Raw genomic sequence first — 21,429 nt, forward strand, 5'->3', positions numbered from 1 at the left:
TATCCCTCCTAAAATTAATGTTAAGTAAAAATTAATAATTTGTATATCATATTTTTGATAAGCAAAATAAAAAAGCCTAGCACTTAGCGGATTGAGCTCCTGAGTGCTAGGCTTTTTTATTTTATTCATTTTCTACAAATTTCACATGCTTACTATTAGAAGTAATATAACGGCCACTCTTCAGTAGGTAATGCCCGCTTCCTAACTTTTTAACGACTGTATACACCTCGCCTTTTTTCACCTGGCCATCCGCTTTATCCCAGCGCGCTGTATCGTAATAGTTTAGATCATCGGTTAAAATCTTAATCGTACCGATGTAATCATGATAACCTTTGACGTTTTCCTTATTCGCTGTGATATAGCCTTTTGCTGTGCGTAGACGCGGTGTTTTGCCGTCGTACTCAACCCCGATAATCGTAAGCTTTGTTCCTTTTGCATAGCGCTTGATTTGCTTATCTTTTGATAGCTTCACATCGCTATATAAGCCGATTTCTTTTAAAGATTTTACATGATCTGGCGCATACGTATAAAACTTGTCGCTCGTCGTATCGCCTTTTAATTTTGCTGCTACTGCATCTTTGAAGCGGCCCCAGTCGTTTGGACGAGCTACCCACGGAGCGGGGCAATTTTTACCCGTGACATCGTAGTGGCGATATAAATCGCTAGACGATAAGTTATACAGTTTACATAGCTCCACAACAACATCTACTGTACGGTTAAACGTAGCTGTAGCAATGCTACCATCTCGCTCAATGCACATTTCCACACCTACGCTTGTTACATTTGCATTACCTGTATAACCGCCCAAAGAGCCTTTCAGTGCCGCAATTCGGCATGATGCTTCATTTGCTTGATACGCCATTTCTTGAAGCGGCATGATTGCTAACGCTTCGTTTTTATCGACAAACACTTGAGCTCCGGCATATCGACCGCCCCCGCCATCTGAGCCGTCAAAGTAGTTTTGATGATTTTTAGCAGTGCCGCCTAAATTCGCTGTGTAGTGTAATACGATGGCACGTGTCACAACTCGTTTTGCTCCTGGTCGGCTGTATTTATTTTTTACTACAAAATCATTTTTGATTAATGACATATTACTTTAACCCCTCTTCTCTTAGTTTCGCTTCCTGTTCTTTCGCTTTTTTGCTCACGATATAAGTGTTTTTCCAGACACCATATACGACTAAAACAAACGGTACAGCTGCTAGCGCAGCATTAATGAACGTTTCAATTGAAGCGTCAGTAAACCAAAATAACTCGATTCCTAATGCTTGCAAAAATAAAAGGATTGCTGATAGCAACCCTCCAAAAAGTGCAATGTATTCCTTTAATTTATCTGCTGTCATACTTATGCTCCCTCCTTTTCGCCAATTGAGTCGATACGTTTATGAGCTTGTTTCGCAGATTCTTCTGTTCTGATTAGTCGCTCATTTAACGCTTCAATTTTTCCCGCCTGTGCTCGTTGATCAATGCGGATATCATCCACCCCACGCGCAATGTAATCCACTTGTGCTTTGACGTGTGCATCTTCCGCTCCGTCTGCTTTACTATCCTTTTTCAGGGTTACTAATGCCCCTACGATACCTAAAATGGTACCAATTGCACCAAATAAAATAGAAAGTTCCATATCACACCTACTTTCAAAATTTGAACAAATAAAAAAGCACCCACATTCGTGAGTGCTTAAATTTAATTTATTGAATCAATCGTGCTTTGTATTTCATCTAATATTTGTTTGTTCAATTTACTACCAATAACCGAAAAACCTTCCAATGATTCCAGTTGGAAGTCCGTGTCTTCACCTAACATCAGTACTGTTAAAGCTTCGATTGGATTTTGGCTAGTTACAGCCATATTCACTCTATATTTTGAAAAATCTACTACGTCGAGCTTGATGATTTTGTTGCTATTATGCTGCGTATTCAGCGTAGTTGATGCCAGTGTATTGCTCGAATTTTTCTTCTTTTAACTTGCCATTTGCTACGTCTGTTGCGAATAATGCAATTGTTTGATCCTTCCATGTGTTTGGCACGCGTGTAATCTCCCACATGTCCACTTTGATTAGTTCGTAGTATACTTTTGCCATAATTATTTTCCTCCTTCGATTGTAGCTACTAGCTCTGCTATTGCTAGTAAATTATCCATTTTATCTTGTTCGCGTTGCGCTTCTAAATCAGCGAGTGCCGCGAATAGTGCCATCTCACGTGGCGTCATTGGTTGCTCAGCGATTGGTTTTAGTGGTCCGAAAGTGTTCCCTTCAATACGTTCACGAATTTCCATTAATCAATCACTCCTTGTACAAGCGTTACAACGTCATCTGCGTTTGATTTCGTGATTTTTAACTTTGTAACGATATTTTGTTTTTCTTCGTCTGCTGTGTACATAAATTGGTCTTCGACGATATTGCCGGAAACAGATGCAGTATTCGTTTTCTCCATTGGCGCGTAGCTTTCCGGTTCACCGACTAATGCCATTGACGCAAAAGCATCAATTGTCATACCAGACGAACGTTGCGCCCACACGACGATTGTTTTTGCCGAACCCTTTGGCGGCTTGATTTTGTATCGCACTGTTCCTGTCATGCGCGCTGTGCGTACTACGTCTTTTTGTAGCTTCACTGTTTTTGATGCTTTGAAATTGAATGTATCTGTTACATCAATAACAATTGTGTTTTCGCCGGCTTTCAGTGCGCCGAGTGCCACATTGAACGACCATGTCGCTGCTGGTCCTCGGTAAATTTCAACCGGTGTTTCGCTGTTGATTTTGTACGTCACAACAACATCATTTCCGTCTGGATCGGATGCGCTACCTGAAATGATGAAAGAATCTGAATCAATCGTACCGCTTGGTGTTACTGCATCAACGACAAGTCCTGGAGCACGGTTTGTCACTGATGTAAACGTACGCACGACCTCGCTTGTTTTGTTGCCTTTGTCGTCCTCTGCCCATACTTTAAGCACGTGGTTTGTGTTATCCGCAAGCGCTGACGTAATCGCTGTTGCACCGTCAAAGAGAATGCCGCCTTTGAAAACGAGTTGCTTGCTGAAGACAATCGGCGTTGCACCGTCCGAAACTGCTGATGTAATCGCTTTTGATGTACCGTCATTGATTGAGTATTTGACGCTCACGATATCGCCGTTGTCGACATCTTTCGCGTTACCTTCAATCGTGAATGCATCATTTTCGTACAACGTTTTGTTATTTTCTGTGTTGACCGTCAATGTTGGTGTATTATTCCATACGATTGTATATGCTCCATCTGAATCGACGCTGTCAGATACCAAGATGTCAGATGACAGATTCAAAGCAGGACGGACGCCGTAGACGCCGCTGTACGCGTTGTCGTTGCTGAGAGCCCCAGACAAGTACACGCTACGCACGAGGCTCGAGTAGCCGGCGCTCGGCGAACGGAGCCAGTAATACCATGCTTTCGAAGTTGTTAAGCTAGTTGTATCTTTGTACTCCGATTTTGAAACTGCTTCTGCTGTTGGATATGCTAAGCGTGAGCTATCTGCTGTTGTAAATAACGGTAATAATTTACCTTCTGCGATTGAATTTTCATTTGCTAAACCGACTTCTGTATTCGATAGTAGGAATACTTTATCTGTAACTGTTTCGCTACCGCCACCGTCTGTAACGGTATTTTTAGCGACTGTTAATGATGTCGGAATCAACGCATTTCGTAGGTTTGCACTGAAGTTTGCTAAGAAACCTTTTTCTTGATCGTATTCGTTGTAGTTCGACCAAACGTTAGCGTTAGTTGGCGGCGCGTCTGCTGAATGTTGCGCTGCGTACCAAGATGTTACTGCACTATTTAACCATTGACGTAAGTTCGAATGTGCATAGCGGTTGTTGCCATAGTTTTTGCGGTTGCTATCTGTATTGCTTGCTTCGATAGCGTCAAATGCCTTGAGCGAGATGATTTTTTCTGATACTAAAACTGTTTGACCGCTCGCATAATGGTTGTGACCACCGACTTGCCAAACGATTGGCTTGCCGTTATAACTTGTTTGACTATCTTTTACTTTTGCACCAACTGGTAGTGCTGTTAATCTTTGTGACATGTAACGTCCTCCTCAAAAATCTTGTGATACAGTTTATCCATTTCTTTGACCAGATAAAAAGAATCACCATGCCTTACGTGATTCTTCCAACTGTTATATGCTTGATCAATCTGTTGTTTTGTCCGCTCGCCATTCCTATACAGCTCACGAAACTTCTTCAATTTGCGCTTTACACGCTTATTTGAGTCGTGCCTTACCTTTTTAATTAGCTTGCCTGTTTCGGTAATATACGTGTGAAATCCAAGGAAATCCACGCCATGCTTTAACGGGAAAATGTGTGATTTATAATTTAATTTAAGCTCTAAACCATCTAAAATCCATTCGATTTCTTTCTTGCATTGTCGCAAATATTCCTTGTCATGATGAACCAAAATAAAGTCATCCATATAGCGGACATACCATTTGATACGTAATTTTTCTTTGATGTAATGATCCATTTCATTGAGTAATAGCACTGAGAACCATTGGCTAGATTGATTACCGATTGGCACGCCTTTGCCATCTGTACTATCTATAATCATGTCTAATAACCACAGCAAACGGTCATCATTGAAAAACTTACGCATGAGACGTTTGACGATTTCATGGTCAATGCTGTCGAAATATTTTTCGACGTCGCACTTTAGTACCCATACATCACGACCATGTTTGCGATATGCCGCCCTATAGAAATCTTCTGTGCGTTTAAGCGCCGCATGTGTACCTTTACCATGTCGACAAGCATAATTATCGTATATTAAGGACCTCTCAAACACTGGTTCAAGCACGTTATCGCAAAGTGAACGTTGCACCACTTTGTCTTTAAAAGCAGTCGATTTAATTGTTCGCTTTTTTGGCTCGGTAATTTCGAAAACATTGTATGCCCCCATTCTATAAGTCATTTCGCGTAATTGCTTTTGAAGTGTCGCTACACATTCGAGCGCATTCGCTTCAAAACGGTTCGTCGCTGTCTTCCAGCGTTTGCCTTTTCGCGCAGCCATGTACGCATTATATAAATTACGAAAATCGTATACTTTATGATATAAATCCATACCGCTTGTAAGGTCGGTGTCCATATACGAAAACCTCCCTGTCAGTAATCTTGTGTTCGTGGCAAATACTAACCACAGGAAATAACCTCCTTTGAATCTGTGAATTCAAAAATATGCTTTCGGCCACATAAGAGCCTACTCAGTCTGTAAGTATTTTTTGTTTCGTCATCAAATCAGGACGGACGCCGTTGTTGCCGTTGTACGCGTTGTCGTTGTTGAGAGCCCCAGACAAGTTCACGTTACGCACGTTGTTCGAGTTGCCGGCGTTCGGCGAACGGAGAAGATACAGGTTATTCCCTAATAACTAATAAATCGCATATTAAAAGCGCTGTTGGTCTACTTTCATCCATTTTGCAGTCAAAAATTTGACGTTTAGGATTAGTTTCGTCCAGTATTCAGCGCTCTTTTCGTTTATGTAGCCTTGCTGCAGGCTTAAATCTACGTAGAACAAAAGTTCTTTGCAGTAAGTCAGTGCAAGGCGTTGTTTTTCCGCTCGGTTTTCTTTTTGCGAAGCATTTCGCGGATAAATTTCGTTCGCTTCAAGTATAAATTCGTAAAGATTCATCACTTTATCTTGCATTCGGTTAACTAATGTAAAGCGCATGCTCTTTGGAAATCTCTTGGTGTTGTTGGTCATCTGCAGTGTATATGTGATTAAATCTCTACATTTCGAAAAGACAGCCATTTCGCTATCTTCTTTATTTACCATTCGGCGTTGCATTTTTACAGGACCTCCAAAATTAAACTACAGATGTAAGTGTTACGTTGTACGTGGTAAATGGTGCGGTTGTCATCGTTTTATTCGTTGTATCAACTGATACTGCGGAACGTACAAGACGCGCACCTTTTTTGTAACCATGTGCAATATTGCCGCTCACCGTCACTTGATTACCGTTGATTGCTGAAATCAACACATCTTCTTCGTACGTATCATCGAACAGCGTCGCTTCCGTGAATGGTGTAAGTGTTGATGCGTCATCTACAGTGATAATAGATGTATTAGCGTTAATAGCAGCTACAACAACCGCTCCACCAGTTTCGATATTCGTTGATGTACCGTCCAACGCGTCCGTAAACGCCCCGTTATTACCCGGTGCGCGGTCTGTTAATTGAAGTTGCAGTTGCATACGTTGTTGGTCTTTTTGTAGTTGCATGATATGATCAAATGCATTGTAAACGCCATTTTCGATGTTATTGATATAGTCAGCTAAAAATGGCGTACCTTCACTGAGTACTTCATCAATTTCTGGATCATAAATTTCATCGTACCAAGTACGCTTTTTATATGGATTTTCTTTTAATACTTCCACCATTATTCTTCACCTACCATGATTTTTTGAGTGATTGGGAATGCGATGATGTACGGCTTATTACCTTTTTGATAATTAAGTACCTTCTCGACTAATGGACGCCCTTCGCTGTCCACTAGCACCGCTTTTGTGATTAAGCCACGTTCTTCCGTTAATCGTACATATTTACGCACTGTATTCTTTTCGATGCGCGCTAAATAAATTGGCTGCTCGGTTTCAACTCCTTCGACCGTCACGACTGCTTTTACAGCGAGTCGGTCCAAGAAATCTAATGTCGCATCAACCATATATTGTTTAATCTGGCTCATTTGTTACCTCCTTGTCGTTGTCCTGTGCGGAATTTACCTGTTGTACGTGTGCGTTGTTCGTAGCCGTAAACATTCACACTTGATTCGACGTCTACGGCACTTTCTGTTCCATCTACACGATCAGTACTAAAGCGATTCGTAACTTTGATTTCATTATCAAATGCGTACGGATCCGCTCCAAGTTCAAATGTTGCATCAACATATACACCATCAACACGTTCGGTGTTAAAACGATTGGTCATACGCGGACTTTCAATGAAACTATATGGCGTACCGCTCATTTCGAGCTCGCTCGCTGCTGTAGTGGCTTCGACTCTCGCACATCGGAAACGACCGCAAATATACGGATTTGTGATAAATGCATATGGTTTTGAGCTGTACTGCAAGTAATCACTCAAACCGCTTGCAAGCAGCATCAATTTGACGCCACCCGCAACGAGCGATGTAAGTATTTCCTCGAATTGGTCCGTTGTGATGTTAGCGTCGTAGATTGTTTGGAGCGGTATTTCTTCAATCGCCATTGCTGCTGGCTCATTTAACAGCTCCCACAATTCAACGACTTTTACTTGTTGTTTTTCGACACCTAGCACATATGCAATCGCTGTGATTAAGCCGTTCAATGTACCATCTGCAAGGTTACGAGCAATCTTTGTTTTCAACATGATGCGATATACTTCGTCTGTTGCTGTACCCCGTGGTTGCACAACGTTTTGACCGATTAAATCAAGCACTTTCCCTTCTGCATTGTCGATGCTGCGCCACTCGATAATACGATTGTTCGTTTCTTCTAATAGCTGTAATTCATCGCTAAACAACTGCATTAATTTGTATGTGTTACTTTCCTCGTCTTTACGAAAATGGTCTGTAAAGAGCGATACAAGTTGTTTTACGCTGTACATTAAATCACCTCAATTGCATTAGCAGATAACTGGGCGATTTGTGGACGTGACATTGTAACGTTGGCAGCACTAAATACTGCGTTGTCTGCTGATAATTCAATCGTCACATCATCAATGCCAGTGACCGCATATACACGAGCGATTAGTTTAGATAACACAACGTCCTCACCCATTGATAGCCCACTGTGTACCGTATCATCTTCATCTAAGCCACCTACGTAAGCGACCATCGCATTGCGTACTTGTCGATGGCCGTCTGCTTCAAATGAGATATTCGTTTTGAGTGTGACCTTCGCATAAATTTGTACGGTTTCTGCACGAGTGAAACCGATTTTTTGTGTGTATTCTGCTTCATCTTCGATATTCACGATTGTTGTGCCGTAAGCCTGTACGCCTGCGCTTTTCTTGTTAAGTATTGCCTGGGCAATGTCTGTATCGTCACCGCCAAGCACGAAACACTGAATAGCTCGTGTAGGCGTACCGTATTCGTTCGTGGTGTCCTCTGGATTGTTGTCCACGTATACTGCTCGGATGTCTTGATTCTTCAATAATTCTGTACGAATAGATGAAACTGTGCCGTAGCCTTGTCCGCTAACTACTTCATCTGCTCGTTTACGTGCTTCAGCATCTGTTTCACGTTCGCGTCCATTTGCAATAGCGATAGGATTCGTTACACTCTCAACGCCTTGTAAGGGATTTAACAGCTTATTGATTTCGCCAATATCTGCATTGCCTACCGAGCCAAGTTCTCGTGCTACTACTTCGATTGTGATTGTTCCGTTTGAACTGATACGCTTTTCTTCCGCTGTGTAGTACAGCGTGTCATCTGCTTTACTTACGATTGTGCCAAAAGGAATCAGCGTGTTGGCTTCACCTGTGAAAGTTACATCACCGTATGCGCTTGACGCAGGATTTCGTGTGATGCCTGCATACACAAGTAAGTTATCTAACTGCTTCCCTTCCGCTGTATTACGATATGCGCTGTAGTAAACATTTTCGTTGTCTTGCCAGACGAGCGATGTGGACCATGCGATGATTCGTAAGATAAAACCGAGTGCGGATCGTGACGATGTATTTGCATCTTGTCCGAATAATTCTTTTGCTTTTGATTCAGTACGAGCAAGAATTTCCTCGTAGGTTTCTCGCTTGTACCCTAATTTAGTTAGTGCCATCTAAACTCACCTCCATTTCCATTTCATCGCCTGTCGCAATTTCTTCAACTACAAACGACACATGCGCTGTACGTGAAGCTGTTTCTACTTCAACCTGTACCTCACCAACCAATTGCACACGCTCCTCGTTTGCGATTACTCTTGCTACTTCAACGATGATTTCATCTGCTGTCGGTTTATTCATGAATACTTCTAAGTCTTTGCCGTATTCCTCGTCCAAAAACCATTCATTAAGCGCTGAACCGAGTTCAATTTCAAGACATTGTGCAATCTCGTATTTCCCTTCTGTAATGCCTGCGCCCGAAAAATCTAAGTCGTTGCCCCATTCGTTTTCATTCATACTCACTGTTTTCATGCTCGTATTAGCACCCCCACGATAACGCTGTCCTGTAAGTTCATTACGCGTGATTTCTGCGGTAAGTAAGGTTGCTTTGTGTCAATGTCATCAAGTGAGCGCTGGGAAACGCTACATAGCACGATGTCGCCTTTTTTAAATACTGGCACAAAGTACACCGGCTCGTTAAATGTGATGCTGTAGTGATTTTCAAAACTACCTGGAATAAAAACTGAAATAGCTTTGGAATCATGTATTTCATAACGATGTTGAATACATGTAACACCTTCTACAATCGGCGGCACTTCTGCATCTTCGTTGTACTCTTTACGCATCAACAAAGGCTGTATCGTAGCTTCTTGACCGTTCCACGATTCAATTCTAGCCGGGAAGGTTGTATTCGCCATTAACAGCGTTTGCGTTGTAATCATATCGAGCGTGTCCATTCCTTGCGGCATTAGCTCACCACCTCCAAATGCGTCTGAAAATCATCTTTTGTAGCGATGTGTTTACCACCGATGACGCGGAATGTTCCAGTTACTGTCTTGCTGTGTAGCTTCAAGATAGCTGCTGTTTTCACACGATGCTGTAAGAGTGCTTCGATTTTGAAGCCCCTTGTCGATTTCTTCTGATATTTCTTTGTGAATCTCTCTGGCACACCTAAAAGACCTGTACTTGGCGATAACTCAAAGTTGATGTTGTCGCCTTTACGAATATCTCGGATATACCATTGACCTAAGATTGGGTAAAACGATGCGCCACAGTCCTCTGCAAGCGATTTAATCGTGTCTACACCTTTCCCGTTACAGCTATAGCCTTTTTTGTGTAGCTTGTCATTCGGCAACTCTAGCACCTTGATTTTCATGCCGATAGCATTTGCTACATCACGAATAATCGTGCTTGATTTAACAGCCTTTTTGTACGACTTCTCGACTTTTTTCTTGCTCTTTGTACCTTGTTCATCAACTACACGAATACGAGTAGCCCTGTCCTGCCCGACCTTATCGGACCAAACAGCCGTAATCTTGCCACTAAGGATTTGACCTACATCACCTTCGTAGCCTGCGTTAAGCGTGAGCCGTTCCCCTTCTTTGATTTTCTCACGCGTGTCATGGACTAGATTGTAGATTTTGATGATTGCGCTGTTAGGTAAATGGTCATCATCAAATGGCACTTCAAACTCGATGTGCAACATCTTATTCGTGATAGATAAGCCATTCGTTTTCACTTCAATCTTACGTTTCCATAGTTTAGCCAATCGATTCACCACCATTTTGCAAAATTAAAAACACTGTTTCATTGAGCGTGGCCCAAGTCACAGTGCTTTCATGATTTGATAAATCTAACGGTACAATCGTTTGTGCTGGGTGAGTGCGTGGGTCATACGTTGATGCAAACAACGCTTGCCCGTACACTAACTTTTCACCTGCTACAATCAATTGCTCGTCTTTGTATAAATCAACAGTGAAGAAATCGTATGTTTCGTTGTATCGTACATCTAACTTGTACTCGTCATTATCCAGTTCAATGATGAACTCATACGGTATCAAGTCTTTGTCGATTTCGATATATTCCATTACTTCACCTCATTTATGGTAATTTCAGTATGACGCCAATTGGAATTTTGCGTGGTGGGTACTTGTTGAGTTTGTATAGTTCCTCCCACGTTGTACCGTATTTTTTAGCTAAATCCCAGTATGTGTCGCCACCTTTAACTTCATGCGTTGTCGCATCACTTTTAGAGCCACTCGTCTGCTTTGTACCACCGTTTGATTTGCCTTTAGCACCTTTTTTAGATGATTTCTTTTCATCACCTGCAATGCGTACTTCTTGCAAGATAATCGTAAACTTATGGCCGTTGCCAATTTTCGTTTCAGATTCATACGTGAATTTGTTGATAAGGAAGTTGTTGCCTGTCCGACGACCAACGTAAGTTAATCGTTTCCCTTCGTTTTTGTACTTCCGAATCGCTTTGACCTTTTCTGCTACAGTATGCTTTTTATCACCAAAGATAACACCTGTAATCGTGAGGACGTTTGCTCTGTCCTCTACATGGTCCGTAACGTCTTTGCCTTTTTCAACGGCATATTGTGGTATGTCAGCGTCATCTTGCCAGGATTCTTTCTCGACTAACAGATGTAGCTTGCCAAGTGTGGTCCTCGTCGTTTTAAACGGCTTTGATTTTGTTTTAGGTGACTTCACAACTTTCACTTTCGACTTCGGGCTTTTTTCACTAGGTTTCTTTGGATATTTCGTCTTGTCCTTTGGACTTTTCTCCGCAGGTTCTGTCGGATATTTTGTTGTGTCCTTTGGACTTAATTCAATTGGATCCATACGCTACACCTCCATTATCGGTGGCATTACATCCTGTACAGATGCAAACCAGTTTTCGATTTCCTCACGCACAGACGTTGCAGTAGTTTGAGCGTCACCGCCACCTTGCACAACGATTGTTACGCTATTGTGATTTGTTACTTGTGCATTTGTACCGCCACCACTTACAACTGGCGCTGATGAAGCTACTGCGCTTAAATCAACTGTCGGGCTTGTACCGTCACCTCGTAACACACCTGCATCACGTAAGCCTTGTGACTGGCTTGCTGTTAATACAGATTCGTTTTTGTGTAACTCACCCATATAACCATCAAATGGTACACGCCCCAAACCGCTAGCATGAGAGCCGTTAGCCCCTGCACCACTCACATTCACTTTTACTGTCGGCATTGGCGGCCAACTGAAGCGTGGGAATGGTGGCCAACTAAATCTAGGCATCGGTGGCCATGAGAATTTCGGCATTGGCGGCCATGTCCATTTTGGTAATGCAGGCCATGAAAACTTAGGCATTGCAGGCCAACTGAATTTAGGCAGGCTTGGGAATGTGAACTTTGGCATCGGTGGCCAGTTAAAGTTGATGCCCGAACCACCACCCGCAAACATCGGTGTAACAGGTAATTTAACTGGACCTAATCCACTTGTATTGATGCTGCTAAGATTAGCTGGCACATTAACCGGCGCAATGTTGTTTGTGATTTTGATTGTGTCAGCCTTTAAACTAATTCGAGCGTCTGGCAAGTTACCGATAGAGTTCGTAAGACTTGCTGTATCAGCAGTAACTTTTACTCTAGCGTTCGGCATATTTTGAATAGATGCGGCAATTGCAGATGAATCAGCTTTAATCTTGATTGGCGTCGCTTTCATGCTGTTCAGTTGCGATTGTGCTTGCGCTGTATCAGCAGATACCTTTGCTTCAATCTTATCTGCTTCAATATTCTTCACGTCTGCTTGCGCTTGTGTGGTATTTGCGCCTACATCCACTTCAACCTCTTTACCTTGGAATAGGCTCAATTCTGCTTCAAATGGCTTACTACCACCACCATTAAAGGCATTTTCGACTTGCGTCATTGCACCTTGGACCATGTTATCGACAGTCGCATCTGGCAACGTCATGTCAAAACCTTCGAACATCTTACTTAGCCCATCTTTCAAGAACGACGGCATATTACTACCTTGTATCGCTTGATAAATATCGCTACCTAAGTTGTTGAATAAGCTAGATATTTTAGAGCCTATATCCGATGCAAGATTACCTAAAGAATCTAGTCCGAGTATTTTCGACCAATCAATGTCGATACCTAACGCATCAAGCCCCATACCTAAAGCGCCGCCTTTGAAAATCTCTGCGAAATCAAGCTTCGGTATATTCTTGCCACTCGTCATGTCGGTTAGAAAATCCCAAACCGCGCCATCACCAACACTTGATAAAGCGGCAGTCATATCCATGATGTTCGTCGTTACGTTTCCAATTACTTCTGCAACCTTTGGACCGTCGCGAGAAATGTCGGACAGCATCTTTTGGAACCCTTCATTGTTACCTAGATTCGCAGACCAATTCGAGAAGTCGGCCATTAGATCTGCCATCCAGTCAAAACCACCAGATGCACTACCGCTAAATGCCGCGAAGAAATTAACAATACCATCTGTCGCATCACCAATGATTGAACCTAATTTCGGTAGATTAACTTTTACATAGTCGATAAACGCCGTCATCTTATCCGAGCCTTGTAATCCTGCTGTCCAATTCGAGAAACGCCCCATCATATTTTCAAAGCCTTGCCCCATCCATGATGTTAATGGCTCTAATGCTGTCATTGTGTTTAGAACGCCTTTGAACGCATTACCTAGCCCGTTGCCAATGTTCATTGTTAACGGACCGATTGAACGTTGCAAATAATCAAAGAAGTTTTGCATTTCTGCGCCTTTAAATGAAGCATTTAAGTTGTCCATCAACCCTGCAACAGCTTTTGATGCGGCTTGTAGAATAGGTTGTGATGCACCTAAAGCTGTATTGACTGCCTTTGCACCGGAACTGACTACATCGAACATTGCTGGTTGCATAGATTCTTTTAAGTCATTCCAACTATTAACCACGCCATCTGTTTGTTTTTTCAACTCAACTTGCTGTGCGGTTAATTTAGCGTTCTTTTCGTAAAGCGGTGTAATCGTAGATATCGCAAGCATACCAACACCCATGATGCCACCGAATGCAATAGTAGCTGCAGACGCTAAACCAAGTAGACCTCCTGCAACAACACCAATCGCTACACCAAGCGCACCGATAGCACCAACCGCCACTTGTGCAAGTGAAGCAATAGCAGGTAAAGCAATAAGTATCGCTGTTAATTTCACACCCATACCGAACAAATTAGGTGATAGTATGTTGCCGATGTTGAATCCTCCACCGACATTGAGGTCTGGCCCTCGAATGCCGTTGATATGTGCTTGTAGAATGGCTAACTGTGCATGTGCGCCTGCTGTATCTAAATCAACGTTAATATTACGTGCTTGCAATTCAAGCATTCGTAAATGCGCTCGTAACGCTAAAATATCATTCGTGTGCGTTTCAATATCTACATCAATAAATACATCATTCGCATCTAATGAGTTCACTTGTTGTTGTAATGCCTGTAGTTGCGCTAAAGTTTCTGCGTATTCTGCATGCACATCAATAGTAATATCATCATTGTCTACGTTATTAATCTGTTGTTGTAATGCCTGTAGTTGCGCCATGATTTCGGCGTTATCTAAGATAGCGTTGATGTCGATAGTGTTGTTGTCGAGCTGTCCTGTCTGCTGTTGCAACAATTGAATCTGCGCTAAAGCACCATTGTCATGCAAATTTACATCAATGTTAATGTCATCATCGAAGAAACTTAACTTCGCAATCAGTGCATCAATTTGCGAATTGACCGTAGCTAACTCGCTACCATCTACCTCCAAGTCGATATCGATATCTAAGTCACGTAATGCCATCTACTCACCCCTTTCTTATTTCTGATTTTTCTTCGCTTCATTTATCTTCTTAATCTGTATGTCAATTGCGGCATTGAACTCCATCACTTCATCGAGTGAGCGCCGTTCCATTTCCTCAAACGTTGACATACGTTCCACGATTGGTCGCCAAAAATACCAGTCACGATTTGCTTCGTTTTCGTAGTGATATTCACTCTTCGACGTCGTCTGTGTCTGTAAGAAAGCGCATCGCCGCACCTGTTACAGAGTTGATAACTTGGAACGAGTTTGGTAAGGCTTCGAAGAACTCGTAGTCTACTTTTGAACCTTCTTCTGTGAAGATGACATGTTCAAGCAGTTCATCAATACGTTTGTCGATGCCATCTTTCGTGCGGTTGATTAATTTGAATGTTTCGCGTAAGCCTGCTGATTGGAATTTAAATGTAATTTCCTCGCCATTAGCGAGTTTTTCTGTGTGTAATGTTGTTTTTGTCATGTTTAATCTCTCCATTTCTTTAACTGCTTTTTTTCGTTCTAAATCATGCACTTCTGGATTTACTTTAATCATAAAAATAAGGGGCTAGATGCCCCTCACCTCCCAACTACTCTTGTACGTAGTCGAATACTAAAATCTCGAATTCACGTTCAGTAATTTCCTTGCCGAACTCTGCTTTTGGTACTTTGTTTACCATTGCTTTTGTACCGCCTGCTTTTTCCTTTACTTCGTTGTCTGAAATAACCCAAGCTGGAACCATTTCTGATGTACGAGCAAGCTTCACCAGGTAATTGATGTACGGTGATGTTTGGTTTAATTTGATTTTAATTGTACCTAATGAGTGGGTATTGATTGCGACACCAACGTCACCTTGTGCTGATACATGCGTTGTTACTGTTTCCTCGTCTTTTTCTGCTTCGACGAATGAGTCTTTTGCAAAACCTGTAATGTTTTGACCGCCTACGATTACACTAACTTTCTTAGCGTCATATACTGCAATTGCTCCCATTATAAAACCTTCTTCCGTTTATTTTTTTGCATAATAAAAGCACCTATCTGATTGATAGATGCTAGATAATCATTTCGCCTTTTACTGGCACTTTGTGGATAGCGCCCGCCAGTTGGAAGCTGAATCCTAAACCTTTGTAGATACGTGCCGCGCGGTCTGCAGCGTTTGATTGTGCGCGTGATAGAGTTGTGATTGCATAGTCTGGAATGTTATCCGTTACTGAAATCATGTCCTGTGCTACACCTGCAAGTAATACGTTATCTAATGATGACGCTAGTAATGCAATACCTTTATCTGTATAAGCTACTTTGTCATTTGCAATTAATTGCTCTTGGATAGCATTTGCACCATTCACGATTAACCAGTCTTTCGAGTGGACCACATCAATGTATTCGCCAGATAATGTTTTACCTTCTGACATAACATTGTGGCCTGATTTTGTAACGAATGTCTGCATGTTTAAAATTTCGATGTCTGTTAGTTTTGCTACGCTGAATGCTTGTGGTGTGATACCTACTAGCTTTTTGTTCATCCATGTAATCGAGCCAACTTCTTTCGAGCCATGACCACCCACCCATGCTTCAGCAACATACTCGCCTGCTGTTTCGTGATAAGCGGCAAATGTGCGCTCGTATTTGTATAGCTGTAATGATTCAGCATCTTCTAGCTTCGTGATAGTCGTCGCAAACATCTTGATACCTTCACCTTCAACGACATCTGCGATTGCTTTAACGTCTGCAACTGCTTGTGTATCAGCTACAACAAAGTAGAAATCTTCATCGAAATGTTGTTGCAATGCTTTAGCTGCCGTTTTTGGTGTATCGTCCGTAGCGTTAGGATCATACGTGATAATGCCCATCGTCTCGGGTGATGAATCGCCTTGTTTTAATAGCGTTGTCGCAATCTTATGAGCGATTGAATCCTCACCGAAAATCTCGGCAATTTGTTCTGGCTCTGAATAATTCGAATAGCTTGATGGACCTGCAAGTGCTGCAAGTAAAGCAGGTTTACCAAGCCCTGTAAGTCGTGCGGCTTTTTTAATTTGAATCTTTACTGTGACGTCTTTTAATGGCATTTATAGCCCTCCTTTATTTCCTGTGAGTTCCACCTTGTCGATGTACTCCATTTCTTTGACTACTTGCGCACGTGCTCGTAGTCGCACATCAAAGCCGACACGATACTCGTAATCTGTCGTTAAAAACGTTGTACGGTCCGTTAAGTCAGTTGTTTGTACAATCGCGATATTTTTATCTTTTAGCTCGTCTACACCAGCTGTCTCAAGATATTGCAAAGCACTGTACGCAAGTGTTTCTGCCGCTCCGACTGTACTCGCATAACAAGTAATCGAAGCAGTCATTTCAATGTCCTGCTCGTGCACCGCAGTTGTTCCGCGTATGTACTGCGCAGGTTGCCCAATCTTTTGACCGAGCATTGTAAATTTAACGCCGGTGTATGGATAAGGCGGTTGTTTTGCAGTTGTTTCAGTGCGGATTGTCGTTGCACCTGTAAACGTCTGCAAACCCTTGATAAGAGCGACTCTAATTCCTTGTATATCAAGCATTCGGATTCACTCTCCTTGCTGTGTAAATAAAAAAATCACCATACTCGGTGTGGTCGGCTTCTTCCTCCACTGAGTAGGTGACTTTCCTGTATACAATTTGCTGCTTTGTTTGTAGCTTGGTATGCGTATAGACTTGCCTATCGCTAGATGTATAGCGACCACCGCTGTCATAGATTTGTTTGTCCGTCATCGGTACAATCGCACAATGAAGTGGCACTGGCTCGACTTTTTCGGGTTCAACCCATTCACCGTCTACCCAGCTCCCTTCTGCATTTTCGTCTAGGAGCGGCACCAACAGCACATCTTTAGCAGCATACTTGTTAATAAGTCTTGTAAAGTTATGGATCACTGTAAAATAACCTCCATTGCCTGTAGCATAGCGCCTGTCTCGATAAGCGGATTGCTAGAACCTTTTTGTTGAACCGTAAGCGGCGCATTAGGTGGACTTTGTAACGCACGAGCATACTTTTGTATCTCTGTACGCATTTCAAGCCCTAGCGCTTCGTATAATAGCTCCACGTCCACGTTATCGAGTATAGCAAGCGGCACTAACTCCGCTGCTTTAGCCATAATGGCTGGTGTTGCTTGCTCACTGCCGTTGCGTAAAAATGACCGCTCCGGTATACGTATGTGTGTAGTAGACGCTTTAAGTCCAACACCAAACTTAGCTACCCAAAACTTGCGCATTTTATCAGTGACAGGGATATCTACACCGTATTCGTGCACGCGAGCCTTACCCTTGTTTGTAAGCGTGCCCCCAGCGTATTCTCCTCCGCTAATATAGCCAATCTTTACGGAGCGGCTATTAATGCGGTCAATGTTAGCAATTGCCTCCGGTATACGATTTGTGTCGCGTATTCGCACGCCCATGCTACCACCTCAACTTCCTAAGTCTTGTAGCGCGCAACAATGATTTAAAGGCATTGTCACGCTCCTCGCGACTCTCAAATGTTTGCGACATGCCCGCTAATGACTCTGATTTAATGCCCTCCGCCCCGTCAAAAGAAAGCTCTGAGTTTACGTATTTTGCAATAATACGTTTGACTCTCCCTGGCATCGGATTATCGTCATCAAACGATTGATTGAGATAGCCCTCAACAAAATCAATGGCATCATCTAATTTGACTTGGAGCGGTACATCCTCAACGTTTGTGTCTACACGTGCTCGTAACTCCTCAAGCGTCATCATTCGCATCATCCACTTTCTTCGGAGGACGTTTACGTGGCTTTGGAGCGGCCGCTTCTTTCGTTTTAGGTTGTTCGACAGCTTTTTTGTGATATCGTCTCAGCAACATATTATCCCTCCTCTAAACTGTGAGCATGACTACGCTTTTGTAATTTTCACAACGCCGTTGTCGTCACGCAGGTTCGTTGTATAGTGAGCATTCGCTGCTAACACATGTGTACGTGCTAAGATGTCGTAATCAGTCTCAAGATTTACTTTTTTCTTGTTAACGATTTCAACAGCGCCGAACTTCTGAAGATATGAAGTACCTTCTGTTAAACGCTTTGTTTTAACAATATCTTTTACACCAACAAGCTCAGACACTTGTGCTTTTGTAACTGCCGTTTCTTGCGTCGAGCCGCCTACTGCAAATAGATTTTTCACTAATTTTGTGTAATCTTTCGGATGCACGAACAATACTAAGCTTTGCTCGTCCTCGTCGCCGAATACGTCAATAGCATCTAAAATAGCACCTGGCGTCTCCGCTCCTAAAGTTGACGTTAATAATGATGTGCCTAGCGTCGCTAAGTAGTCGATTTCTACTTTATCAGCCATCGCTTTCGTTAATTGTTTCTTCGCTTCTTCTAGCGTGCCAGTAACGTTTGTGATAACGGCTTTTTCAGTGACTTCGATAGCTTTACCCGCTTCTTTCACAGTCACTTGAGTAGTAGTCATAGACATTTTGCTCGTGTCCATCGGTACACCCTCTGTTAAATCCTCGGCAGGACCAACGTATCCGTATTTTGGACGCGTAATCGTGTCACCTGGTTGTCCAGTTAGCGTGTTATCTGTTACAGCATAAGGTGTGAAGCGGATAGCTGTAGGCAACTCGGCTGAGATAGCGTCAGCTAACACCTCTGGATTGATTAAGTCCGATGCCTTTGTTTGAGCAAAGAACTGGATATCTAAATTAAGTAGTAACGGTGCACTTGCTACGATTGCTGTTTTCTTCATGTGATCTCTCCTATTCTGATAATTGTTTGTACAGTTCATGATTGTCATTGAATAGTTTTGTCTTTTCAACAACGTTCATTGCATTGAATTGTTCTTTTGTGATGGCAGGTGGTGTACCTTGTCCACCAGGAAGCGGATTCCCTTTGACACCCTCTTTTTCAAATAGATAAGCATCCGACTCTTTAAGCATAGCCAGTTGCTCCTCTAATCCAAGCAACTGCGAACCATCTAGCTTCACCTTTCCGATGTCAAGCAAGGCTTTTACAGCTTTCGGATTCTTCGCTTTTGCGTTGCGTAATGCATCAGATAACGCAAAATCAAAGTCCTTTTGCGCTAAGCTCTGTTGATATTCTGCGGCCGCTTCTGCATTCTGCGTTTGTAGCGCTTGAATCTGTTCCTTGAGCTTGCTACTATTAGCAGCTTCACCCTTTAATGTTTCCAGCTGTGCGTCACGATCAGTGAGTTGCTGTGTTAAATCAGCTACTTTTGACTGTTCCGCTTCAAGTGCTGTCTTTGCAACATGCGAAGCGGTATAGCCATCTACAACTTTCTGCGCCGTTTCTTCATCGATACCGAGCGCAATTAGTTCTTCTTTTGTCATGTATAAGCTCCTTTCGTGCCTTTTAACGTCTTACTTAGGACGAGTGTATTATCGAACTAAATCAACGATACGAATGCCTGGCGCATGCTTATGTTGACAATTTTCATCGTATGTCGCTTGATAATATTCAATTTTCTTTTGGATATTCTCGGGCGGATTAGTAATCATCTCTGGTGCATCAAAGCCTGGCATTTCGATTAAAACTGTTAATTCTTTATTCGCTTTTGCGCAAAAACCTGCATGAAATAATAAATCTTGCATTGTTAGTGAAGGGTATTTAACATCGTAGTTTCTCATTCTCTCACCACCTTTCGAGCAAAATAAAAACCGCTAGAAGCGGTTAACTAAAATTTTTAGCGCACTTTTCGCAAAAAGGACCCTTATTACTAGCTCCACTCTTCTTGCAACTCATACAAATCGGAGCCAATGTGAATACATTATCGCTATGCTCCGATTGAAGATATCCTTCTTCTGTCGTGCGATAAGTTATTTCAGATTCTTCATTATCATCCTTATTGGAGTGGGCTTCTCTACAACGCAGGCATACGATTTCAACGCCATTGCCGGTATTCCATGCAACATGGTCGTATAATCCTGTGTGATTGCACTCCGCTTTTAACATAGCTTTGATTTCTTCTGGTGTGCCCTCGTATTCATTAATCGCATCACCTTTAATTTGTCTGTAAATCATTTTCATCACTCCGAAATCATTATTTTGATACACCTACGTATAAAACACTTCTACAAAACGCCCTTCAATGAACATGGCGTGTAGATTATATTTAGTTGAAACTGTTTCGATGTGTATGTCTATATTTAAGTCACGTAATGCCATATACCCCGCTCCAATCTCACAATCTCATTATTCTGCTTTATGCTCCCGATACTGCTCAAACGTCCGCTTCGCAAGCTCTTCATCTGTCTGAGCGCGTATAGATGCAACCTTATAGCCAATCATGCAACGACAGTTGATGTCCAATGAAGGTACGCCAAAACCACTCGGAGCGGCAGCAGTGTGACCTTGAAACTCGAACAAGCCACCTTTGACCGGCACTTGTTGGCCATCTAGCACAACATGCGAATCACGTACACGCTCGTCATGCATAGACATCCACTCTTTAACCATCACAACGCCACCTTCATCCGCTCGCTCAGCTACATCTAACATGCCTTGCTCACGTACCCTATGCGTCTCATTTCGTGCGGTGCGCACTGCTTTCTGATAATCACCGTCTAGTGTGTCGGTTAATTCATCAGCCATCTGCTCGTATGTGTAGCTTTCTTTGATACCCTTATCAACCGTTTGGTTGACCTTTTGCACGATTGTCTTGCGGTGCCGCTCCAATGTCTCTGGCAACTTCAAGTCAGCGACTTTATTTTCCTGTGCCCGCTTTGAGATTTCTTCTTTACCGATTACATGCGGAAATTCGACCATCGTTTCCTTTTGAATCGCCCATGCCATCCAGTCATAGCTGTACTCGTATGACTCCTCTAATTGCTTGCGTAAGACGTCTTGTTTCGCTTTGGACATTGTATTAATGTGTAGCAGTAAATTACGCTTGAGTGCATCGATACGCTTGTATTTGAGCATGTCAGCACGTTTCAGCTTGCCATTCTTCTCGAATCGCTTATAAATGCCGCCCATTTCCTTGAGAATGCCATTAATCATTGTTTCGTATA

General features: G+C 42.5%; 32 protein-coding genes. All 32 read right to left on the minus strand.

Features of this window, described 5'->3' with window-relative positions; all coding sequences use genetic code 11:
• Window positions 1–121 precede the first annotated feature (121 nt).
• Window positions 122–1,090, minus strand: a complete 969-nt coding sequence (locus ACFSY7_RS02940) for a DUF5776 domain-containing protein (RefSeq protein ID WP_380146747.1) — start codon at window positions 1,088–1,090, stop codon at window positions 122–124.
• A gap of 1 nt (window position 1,091) precedes the next feature.
• A complete protein-coding gene (locus ACFSY7_RS02945) occupies window positions 1,092–1,343 on the minus strand; it encodes a phage holin (protein WP_380146748.1) in 252 nt (83 codons plus the stop codon).
• 2 nt (window positions 1,344–1,345) lie between these two features.
• The gene (locus ACFSY7_RS02950; RefSeq protein ID WP_380146749.1) at window positions 1,346–1,624 is read right to left on the minus strand and encodes a hypothetical protein; all 279 of its coding nucleotides are present in this window, start codon (window positions 1,622–1,624) and stop codon (window positions 1,346–1,348) included.
• Between the two features lie 282 nt (window positions 1,625–1,906).
• Entirely contained in the window at window positions 1,907–2,083 is a 177-nt protein-coding gene (locus tag ACFSY7_RS02955; RefSeq protein WP_380146750.1) for a CD1375 family protein, read from the minus strand.
• A gap of 2 nt (window positions 2,084–2,085) precedes the next feature.
• Complete coding sequence (locus ACFSY7_RS02960; protein ID WP_380146751.1) at window positions 2,086–2,277, minus strand: hypothetical protein; 192 nt, start codon at window positions 2,275–2,277, stop codon at window positions 2,086–2,088.
• On the minus strand, window positions 2,277–4,061 hold the full coding sequence (locus ACFSY7_RS02965; RefSeq protein ID WP_380146752.1) for a DUF6273 domain-containing protein: 1,785 nt from the start codon (window positions 4,059–4,061) through the stop codon (window positions 2,277–2,279). The genes ACFSY7_RS02960 and ACFSY7_RS02965 overlap by 1 nt, the downstream gene beginning before the upstream one ends.
• The gene (locus ACFSY7_RS02970; RefSeq protein WP_380146753.1) at window positions 4,046–5,116 is read right to left on the minus strand and encodes a reverse transcriptase domain-containing protein; all 1,071 of its coding nucleotides are present in this window, start codon (window positions 5,114–5,116) and stop codon (window positions 4,046–4,048) included. Before ACFSY7_RS02970 ends, ACFSY7_RS02965 begins: the two co-directional genes overlap by 16 nt.
• A 115-nt stretch (window positions 5,117–5,231) precedes the next feature.
• On the minus strand, window positions 5,232–5,381 hold the full coding sequence (locus ACFSY7_RS02975; protein ID WP_380146838.1) for a DUF6273 domain-containing protein: 150 nt from the start codon (window positions 5,379–5,381) through the stop codon (window positions 5,232–5,234).
• 30 nt (window positions 5,382–5,411) lie between these two features.
• Window positions 5,412–5,813, minus strand: a complete 402-nt coding sequence (locus ACFSY7_RS02980; protein ID WP_380146754.1) for a four helix bundle protein — start codon at window positions 5,811–5,813, stop codon at window positions 5,412–5,414.
• Window positions 5,814–5,832: 19 nt separating this feature from the next.
• Window positions 5,833–6,405 (minus strand): hypothetical protein, encoded by a 573-nt coding sequence (locus ACFSY7_RS02985; RefSeq protein WP_380146755.1) that lies wholly within the window; start codon window positions 6,403–6,405, stop codon window positions 5,833–5,835.
• On the minus strand, window positions 6,405–6,710 hold the full coding sequence (locus tag ACFSY7_RS02990; RefSeq protein WP_380146756.1) for a hypothetical protein: 306 nt from the start codon (window positions 6,708–6,710) through the stop codon (window positions 6,405–6,407). Before ACFSY7_RS02990 ends, ACFSY7_RS02985 begins: the two co-directional genes overlap by 1 nt.
• The gene (locus tag ACFSY7_RS02995) at window positions 6,707–7,609 is read right to left on the minus strand and encodes a hypothetical protein (protein WP_380146757.1); all 903 of its coding nucleotides are present in this window, start codon (window positions 7,607–7,609) and stop codon (window positions 6,707–6,709) included. Before ACFSY7_RS02995 ends, ACFSY7_RS02990 begins: the two co-directional genes overlap by 4 nt.
• Window positions 7,609–8,781, minus strand: a complete 1,173-nt coding sequence (locus ACFSY7_RS03000) for a baseplate J/gp47 family protein (RefSeq protein WP_380146758.1) — start codon at window positions 8,779–8,781, stop codon at window positions 7,609–7,611. The genes ACFSY7_RS02995 and ACFSY7_RS03000 overlap by 1 nt, the downstream gene beginning before the upstream one ends.
• Window positions 8,768–9,136, minus strand: a complete 369-nt coding sequence (locus tag ACFSY7_RS03005; RefSeq protein ID WP_380146759.1) for a hypothetical protein — start codon at window positions 9,134–9,136, stop codon at window positions 8,768–8,770. Before ACFSY7_RS03005 ends, ACFSY7_RS03000 begins: the two co-directional genes overlap by 14 nt.
• Window positions 9,133–9,573, minus strand: a complete 441-nt coding sequence (locus ACFSY7_RS03010; RefSeq protein ID WP_380146760.1) for a hypothetical protein — start codon at window positions 9,571–9,573, stop codon at window positions 9,133–9,135. Before ACFSY7_RS03010 ends, ACFSY7_RS03005 begins: the two co-directional genes overlap by 4 nt.
• Entirely contained in the window at window positions 9,573–10,373 is an 801-nt protein-coding gene (locus tag ACFSY7_RS03015; protein ID WP_380146761.1) for a phage protein, read from the minus strand. Before ACFSY7_RS03015 ends, ACFSY7_RS03010 begins: the two co-directional genes overlap by 1 nt.
• A complete protein-coding gene (locus ACFSY7_RS03020) occupies window positions 10,366–10,692 on the minus strand; it encodes a phage baseplate plug family protein (RefSeq protein WP_380146762.1) in 327 nt (108 codons plus the stop codon). The genes ACFSY7_RS03015 and ACFSY7_RS03020 overlap by 8 nt, the downstream gene beginning before the upstream one ends.
• Before the next feature lie 13 nt (window positions 10,693–10,705).
• Window positions 10,706–11,449 carry a LysM peptidoglycan-binding domain-containing protein gene (locus tag ACFSY7_RS03025; protein ID WP_380146763.1) on the minus strand — a complete coding sequence of 248 codons (744 nt, stop codon included), beginning with the start codon at window positions 11,447–11,449 and terminating at the stop codon, window positions 10,706–10,708.
• A gap of 3 nt (window positions 11,450–11,452) precedes the next feature.
• Window positions 11,453–14,425, minus strand: coding sequence for a hypothetical protein (locus tag ACFSY7_RS03030; RefSeq protein WP_380146764.1), 2,973 nt, complete (start codon window positions 14,423–14,425; stop codon window positions 11,453–11,455).
• A gap of 15 nt (window positions 14,426–14,440) precedes the next feature.
• Window positions 14,441–14,563, minus strand: a complete 123-nt coding sequence (locus tag ACFSY7_RS03035; protein ID WP_380146765.1) for a hypothetical protein — start codon at window positions 14,561–14,563, stop codon at window positions 14,441–14,443.
• A gap of 52 nt (window positions 14,564–14,615) precedes the next feature.
• Window positions 14,616–14,972, minus strand: a complete 357-nt coding sequence (locus ACFSY7_RS03040; RefSeq protein ID WP_380146766.1) for a hypothetical protein — start codon at window positions 14,970–14,972, stop codon at window positions 14,616–14,618.
• Between the two features lie 34 nt (window positions 14,973–15,006).
• Window positions 15,007–15,408: a phage structural protein gene (locus ACFSY7_RS03045; RefSeq protein WP_380146767.1), complete on the minus strand. Its 402-nt coding sequence runs from the start codon at window positions 15,406–15,408 to the stop codon at window positions 15,007–15,009.
• 61 nt (window positions 15,409–15,469) lie between these two features.
• Window positions 15,470–16,483, minus strand: coding sequence for a DUF3383 family protein (locus tag ACFSY7_RS03050; RefSeq protein WP_380146768.1), 1,014 nt, complete (start codon window positions 16,481–16,483; stop codon window positions 15,470–15,472).
• Window positions 16,484–16,969: a phage neck terminator protein gene (locus tag ACFSY7_RS03055; protein ID WP_380146769.1), complete on the minus strand. Its 486-nt coding sequence runs from the start codon at window positions 16,967–16,969 to the stop codon at window positions 16,484–16,486.
• Window positions 16,962–17,318, minus strand: a complete 357-nt coding sequence (locus ACFSY7_RS03060; protein WP_380146770.1) for a hypothetical protein — start codon at window positions 17,316–17,318, stop codon at window positions 16,962–16,964. The genes ACFSY7_RS03055 and ACFSY7_RS03060 overlap by 8 nt, the downstream gene beginning before the upstream one ends.
• Window positions 17,315–17,839, minus strand: coding sequence for a hypothetical protein (locus tag ACFSY7_RS03065; protein ID WP_380146771.1), 525 nt, complete (start codon window positions 17,837–17,839; stop codon window positions 17,315–17,317). The genes ACFSY7_RS03060 and ACFSY7_RS03065 overlap by 4 nt, the downstream gene beginning before the upstream one ends.
• Window position 17,840: 1 nt before the next feature.
• The gene (locus tag ACFSY7_RS03070; protein WP_380146772.1) at window positions 17,841–18,167 is read right to left on the minus strand and encodes a phage head-tail connector protein; all 327 of its coding nucleotides are present in this window, start codon (window positions 18,165–18,167) and stop codon (window positions 17,841–17,843) included.
• A gap of 126 nt (window positions 18,168–18,293) precedes the next feature.
• On the minus strand, window positions 18,294–19,148 hold the full coding sequence (locus ACFSY7_RS03075; protein ID WP_380146773.1) for a N4-gp56 family major capsid protein: 855 nt from the start codon (window positions 19,146–19,148) through the stop codon (window positions 18,294–18,296).
• A gap of 10 nt (window positions 19,149–19,158) precedes the next feature.
• The gene (locus tag ACFSY7_RS03080) at window positions 19,159–19,749 is read right to left on the minus strand and encodes a phage scaffolding protein (RefSeq protein ID WP_380146774.1); all 591 of its coding nucleotides are present in this window, start codon (window positions 19,747–19,749) and stop codon (window positions 19,159–19,161) included.
• 48 nt (window positions 19,750–19,797) lie between these two features.
• The gene (locus ACFSY7_RS03085) at window positions 19,798–20,046 is read right to left on the minus strand and encodes a hypothetical protein (RefSeq protein ID WP_380146775.1); all 249 of its coding nucleotides are present in this window, start codon (window positions 20,044–20,046) and stop codon (window positions 19,798–19,800) included.
• Window positions 20,047–20,089: 43 nt separating this feature from the next.
• Window positions 20,090–20,473 carry a hypothetical protein gene (locus ACFSY7_RS03090; RefSeq protein ID WP_380146776.1) on the minus strand — a complete coding sequence of 128 codons (384 nt, stop codon included), beginning with the start codon at window positions 20,471–20,473 and terminating at the stop codon, window positions 20,090–20,092.
• Window positions 20,474–20,611: 138 nt separating this feature from the next.
• Complete coding sequence (locus ACFSY7_RS03095) at window positions 20,612–21,394, minus strand: phage minor head protein (RefSeq protein ID WP_380146777.1); 783 nt, start codon at window positions 21,392–21,394, stop codon at window positions 20,612–20,614.
• Between the last annotated feature and the right edge of the window lie 35 nt (window positions 21,395–21,429).

Origin of the sequence: Kurthia populi (genome assembly GCF_042686175.1) — a bacterium.
Taxonomy (GTDB): Bacteria; Bacillota; Bacilli; order Bacillales_A; family Planococcaceae; genus Kurthia; species Kurthia populi.

What these genes read in the sequence shown, in the direction of transcription:
- ACFSY7_RS03055 (WP_380146769.1), bottom strand. Translation starts at nt 16,969, where the DNA reads ATGCTTGATATACAAGGAATTAGAGTCGCTCTTATCAAGGGTTTGCAG.
- ACFSY7_RS03065 (WP_380146771.1), bottom strand. Translation starts at nt 17,839, where the DNA reads ATGGGCGTGCGAATACGCGACACAAATCGTATACCGGAGGCAATTGCT.
- ACFSY7_RS02990 (WP_380146756.1), bottom strand. Translation starts at nt 6,710, where the DNA reads ATGAGCCAGATTAAACAATATATGGTTGATGCGACATTAGATTTCTTG.
- ACFSY7_RS02995 (WP_380146757.1), bottom strand. Translation starts at nt 7,609, where the DNA reads ATGTACAGCGTAAAACAACTTGTATCGCTCTTTACAGACCATTTTCGT.
- ACFSY7_RS02985 (WP_380146755.1), bottom strand. Translation starts at nt 6,405, where the DNA reads ATGGTGGAAGTATTAAAAGAAAATCCATATAAAAAGCGTACTTGGTAC.
- ACFSY7_RS03085 (WP_380146775.1), bottom strand. Translation starts at nt 20,046, where the DNA reads ATGAGAAACTACGATGTTAAATACCCTTCACTAACAATGCAAGATTTA.
- ACFSY7_RS02945 (WP_380146748.1), bottom strand. Translation starts at nt 1,343, where the DNA reads ATGACAGCAGATAAATTAAAGGAATACATTGCACTTTTTGGAGGGTTG.
- ACFSY7_RS03070 (WP_380146772.1), bottom strand. Translation starts at nt 18,167, where the DNA reads ATGATGCGAATGATGACGCTTGAGGAGTTACGAGCACGTGTAGACACA.
- ACFSY7_RS03000 (WP_380146758.1), bottom strand. Translation starts at nt 8,781, where the DNA reads ATGGCACTAACTAAATTAGGGTACAAGCGAGAAACCTACGAGGAAATT.
- ACFSY7_RS02950 (WP_380146749.1), bottom strand. Translation starts at nt 1,624, where the DNA reads ATGGAACTTTCTATTTTATTTGGTGCAATTGGTACCATTTTAGGTATC.
- ACFSY7_RS03050 (WP_380146768.1), bottom strand. Translation starts at nt 16,483, where the DNA reads ATGCCATTAAAAGACGTCACAGTAAAGATTCAAATTAAAAAAGCCGCA.
- ACFSY7_RS03030 (WP_380146764.1), bottom strand. Translation starts at nt 14,425, where the DNA reads ATGGCATTACGTGACTTAGATATCGATATCGACTTGGAGGTAGATGGT.
- ACFSY7_RS02940 (WP_380146747.1), bottom strand. Translation starts at nt 1,090, where the DNA reads ATGTCATTAATCAAAAATGATTTTGTAGTAAAAAATAAATACAGCCGA.
- ACFSY7_RS03095 (WP_380146777.1), bottom strand. Translation starts at nt 21,394, where the DNA reads ATGGGCGGCATTTATAAGCGATTCGAGAAGAATGGCAAGCTGAAACGT.
- ACFSY7_RS03080 (WP_380146774.1), bottom strand. Translation starts at nt 19,749, where the DNA reads ATGACAAAAGAAGAACTAATTGCGCTCGGTATCGATGAAGAAACGGCG.
- ACFSY7_RS03010 (WP_380146760.1), bottom strand. Translation starts at nt 9,573, where the DNA reads ATGCCGCAAGGAATGGACACGCTCGATATGATTACAACGCAAACGCTG.
- ACFSY7_RS02965 (WP_380146752.1), bottom strand. Translation starts at nt 4,061, where the DNA reads ATGTCACAAAGATTAACAGCACTACCAGTTGGTGCAAAAGTAAAAGAT.
- ACFSY7_RS02980 (WP_380146754.1), bottom strand. Translation starts at nt 5,813, where the DNA reads ATGCAACGCCGAATGGTAAATAAAGAAGATAGCGAAATGGCTGTCTTT.
- ACFSY7_RS03075 (WP_380146773.1), bottom strand. Translation starts at nt 19,148, where the DNA reads ATGAAGAAAACAGCAATCGTAGCAAGTGCACCGTTACTACTTAATTTA.
- ACFSY7_RS03045 (WP_380146767.1), bottom strand. Translation starts at nt 15,408, where the DNA reads ATGGGAGCAATTGCAGTATATGACGCTAAGAAAGTTAGTGTAATCGTA.
- ACFSY7_RS02955 (WP_380146750.1), bottom strand. Translation starts at nt 2,083, where the DNA reads ATGGCAAAAGTATACTACGAACTAATCAAAGTGGACATGTGGGAGATT.
- ACFSY7_RS02960 (WP_380146751.1), bottom strand. Translation starts at nt 2,277, where the DNA reads ATGGAAATTCGTGAACGTATTGAAGGGAACACTTTCGGACCACTAAAA.
- ACFSY7_RS03005 (WP_380146759.1), bottom strand. Translation starts at nt 9,136, where the DNA reads ATGAAAACAGTGAGTATGAATGAAAACGAATGGGGCAACGACTTAGAT.
- ACFSY7_RS03040 (WP_380146766.1), bottom strand. Translation starts at nt 14,972, where the DNA reads ATGATTAAAGTAAATCCAGAAGTGCATGATTTAGAACGAAAAAAAGCA.
- ACFSY7_RS03025 (WP_380146763.1), bottom strand. Translation starts at nt 11,449, where the DNA reads ATGGATCCAATTGAATTAAGTCCAAAGGACACAACAAAATATCCGACA.
- ACFSY7_RS02970 (WP_380146753.1), bottom strand. Translation starts at nt 5,116, where the DNA reads ATGGACACCGACCTTACAAGCGGTATGGATTTATATCATAAAGTATAC.
- ACFSY7_RS03020 (WP_380146762.1), bottom strand. Translation starts at nt 10,692, where the DNA reads ATGGAATATATCGAAATCGACAAAGACTTGATACCGTATGAGTTCATC.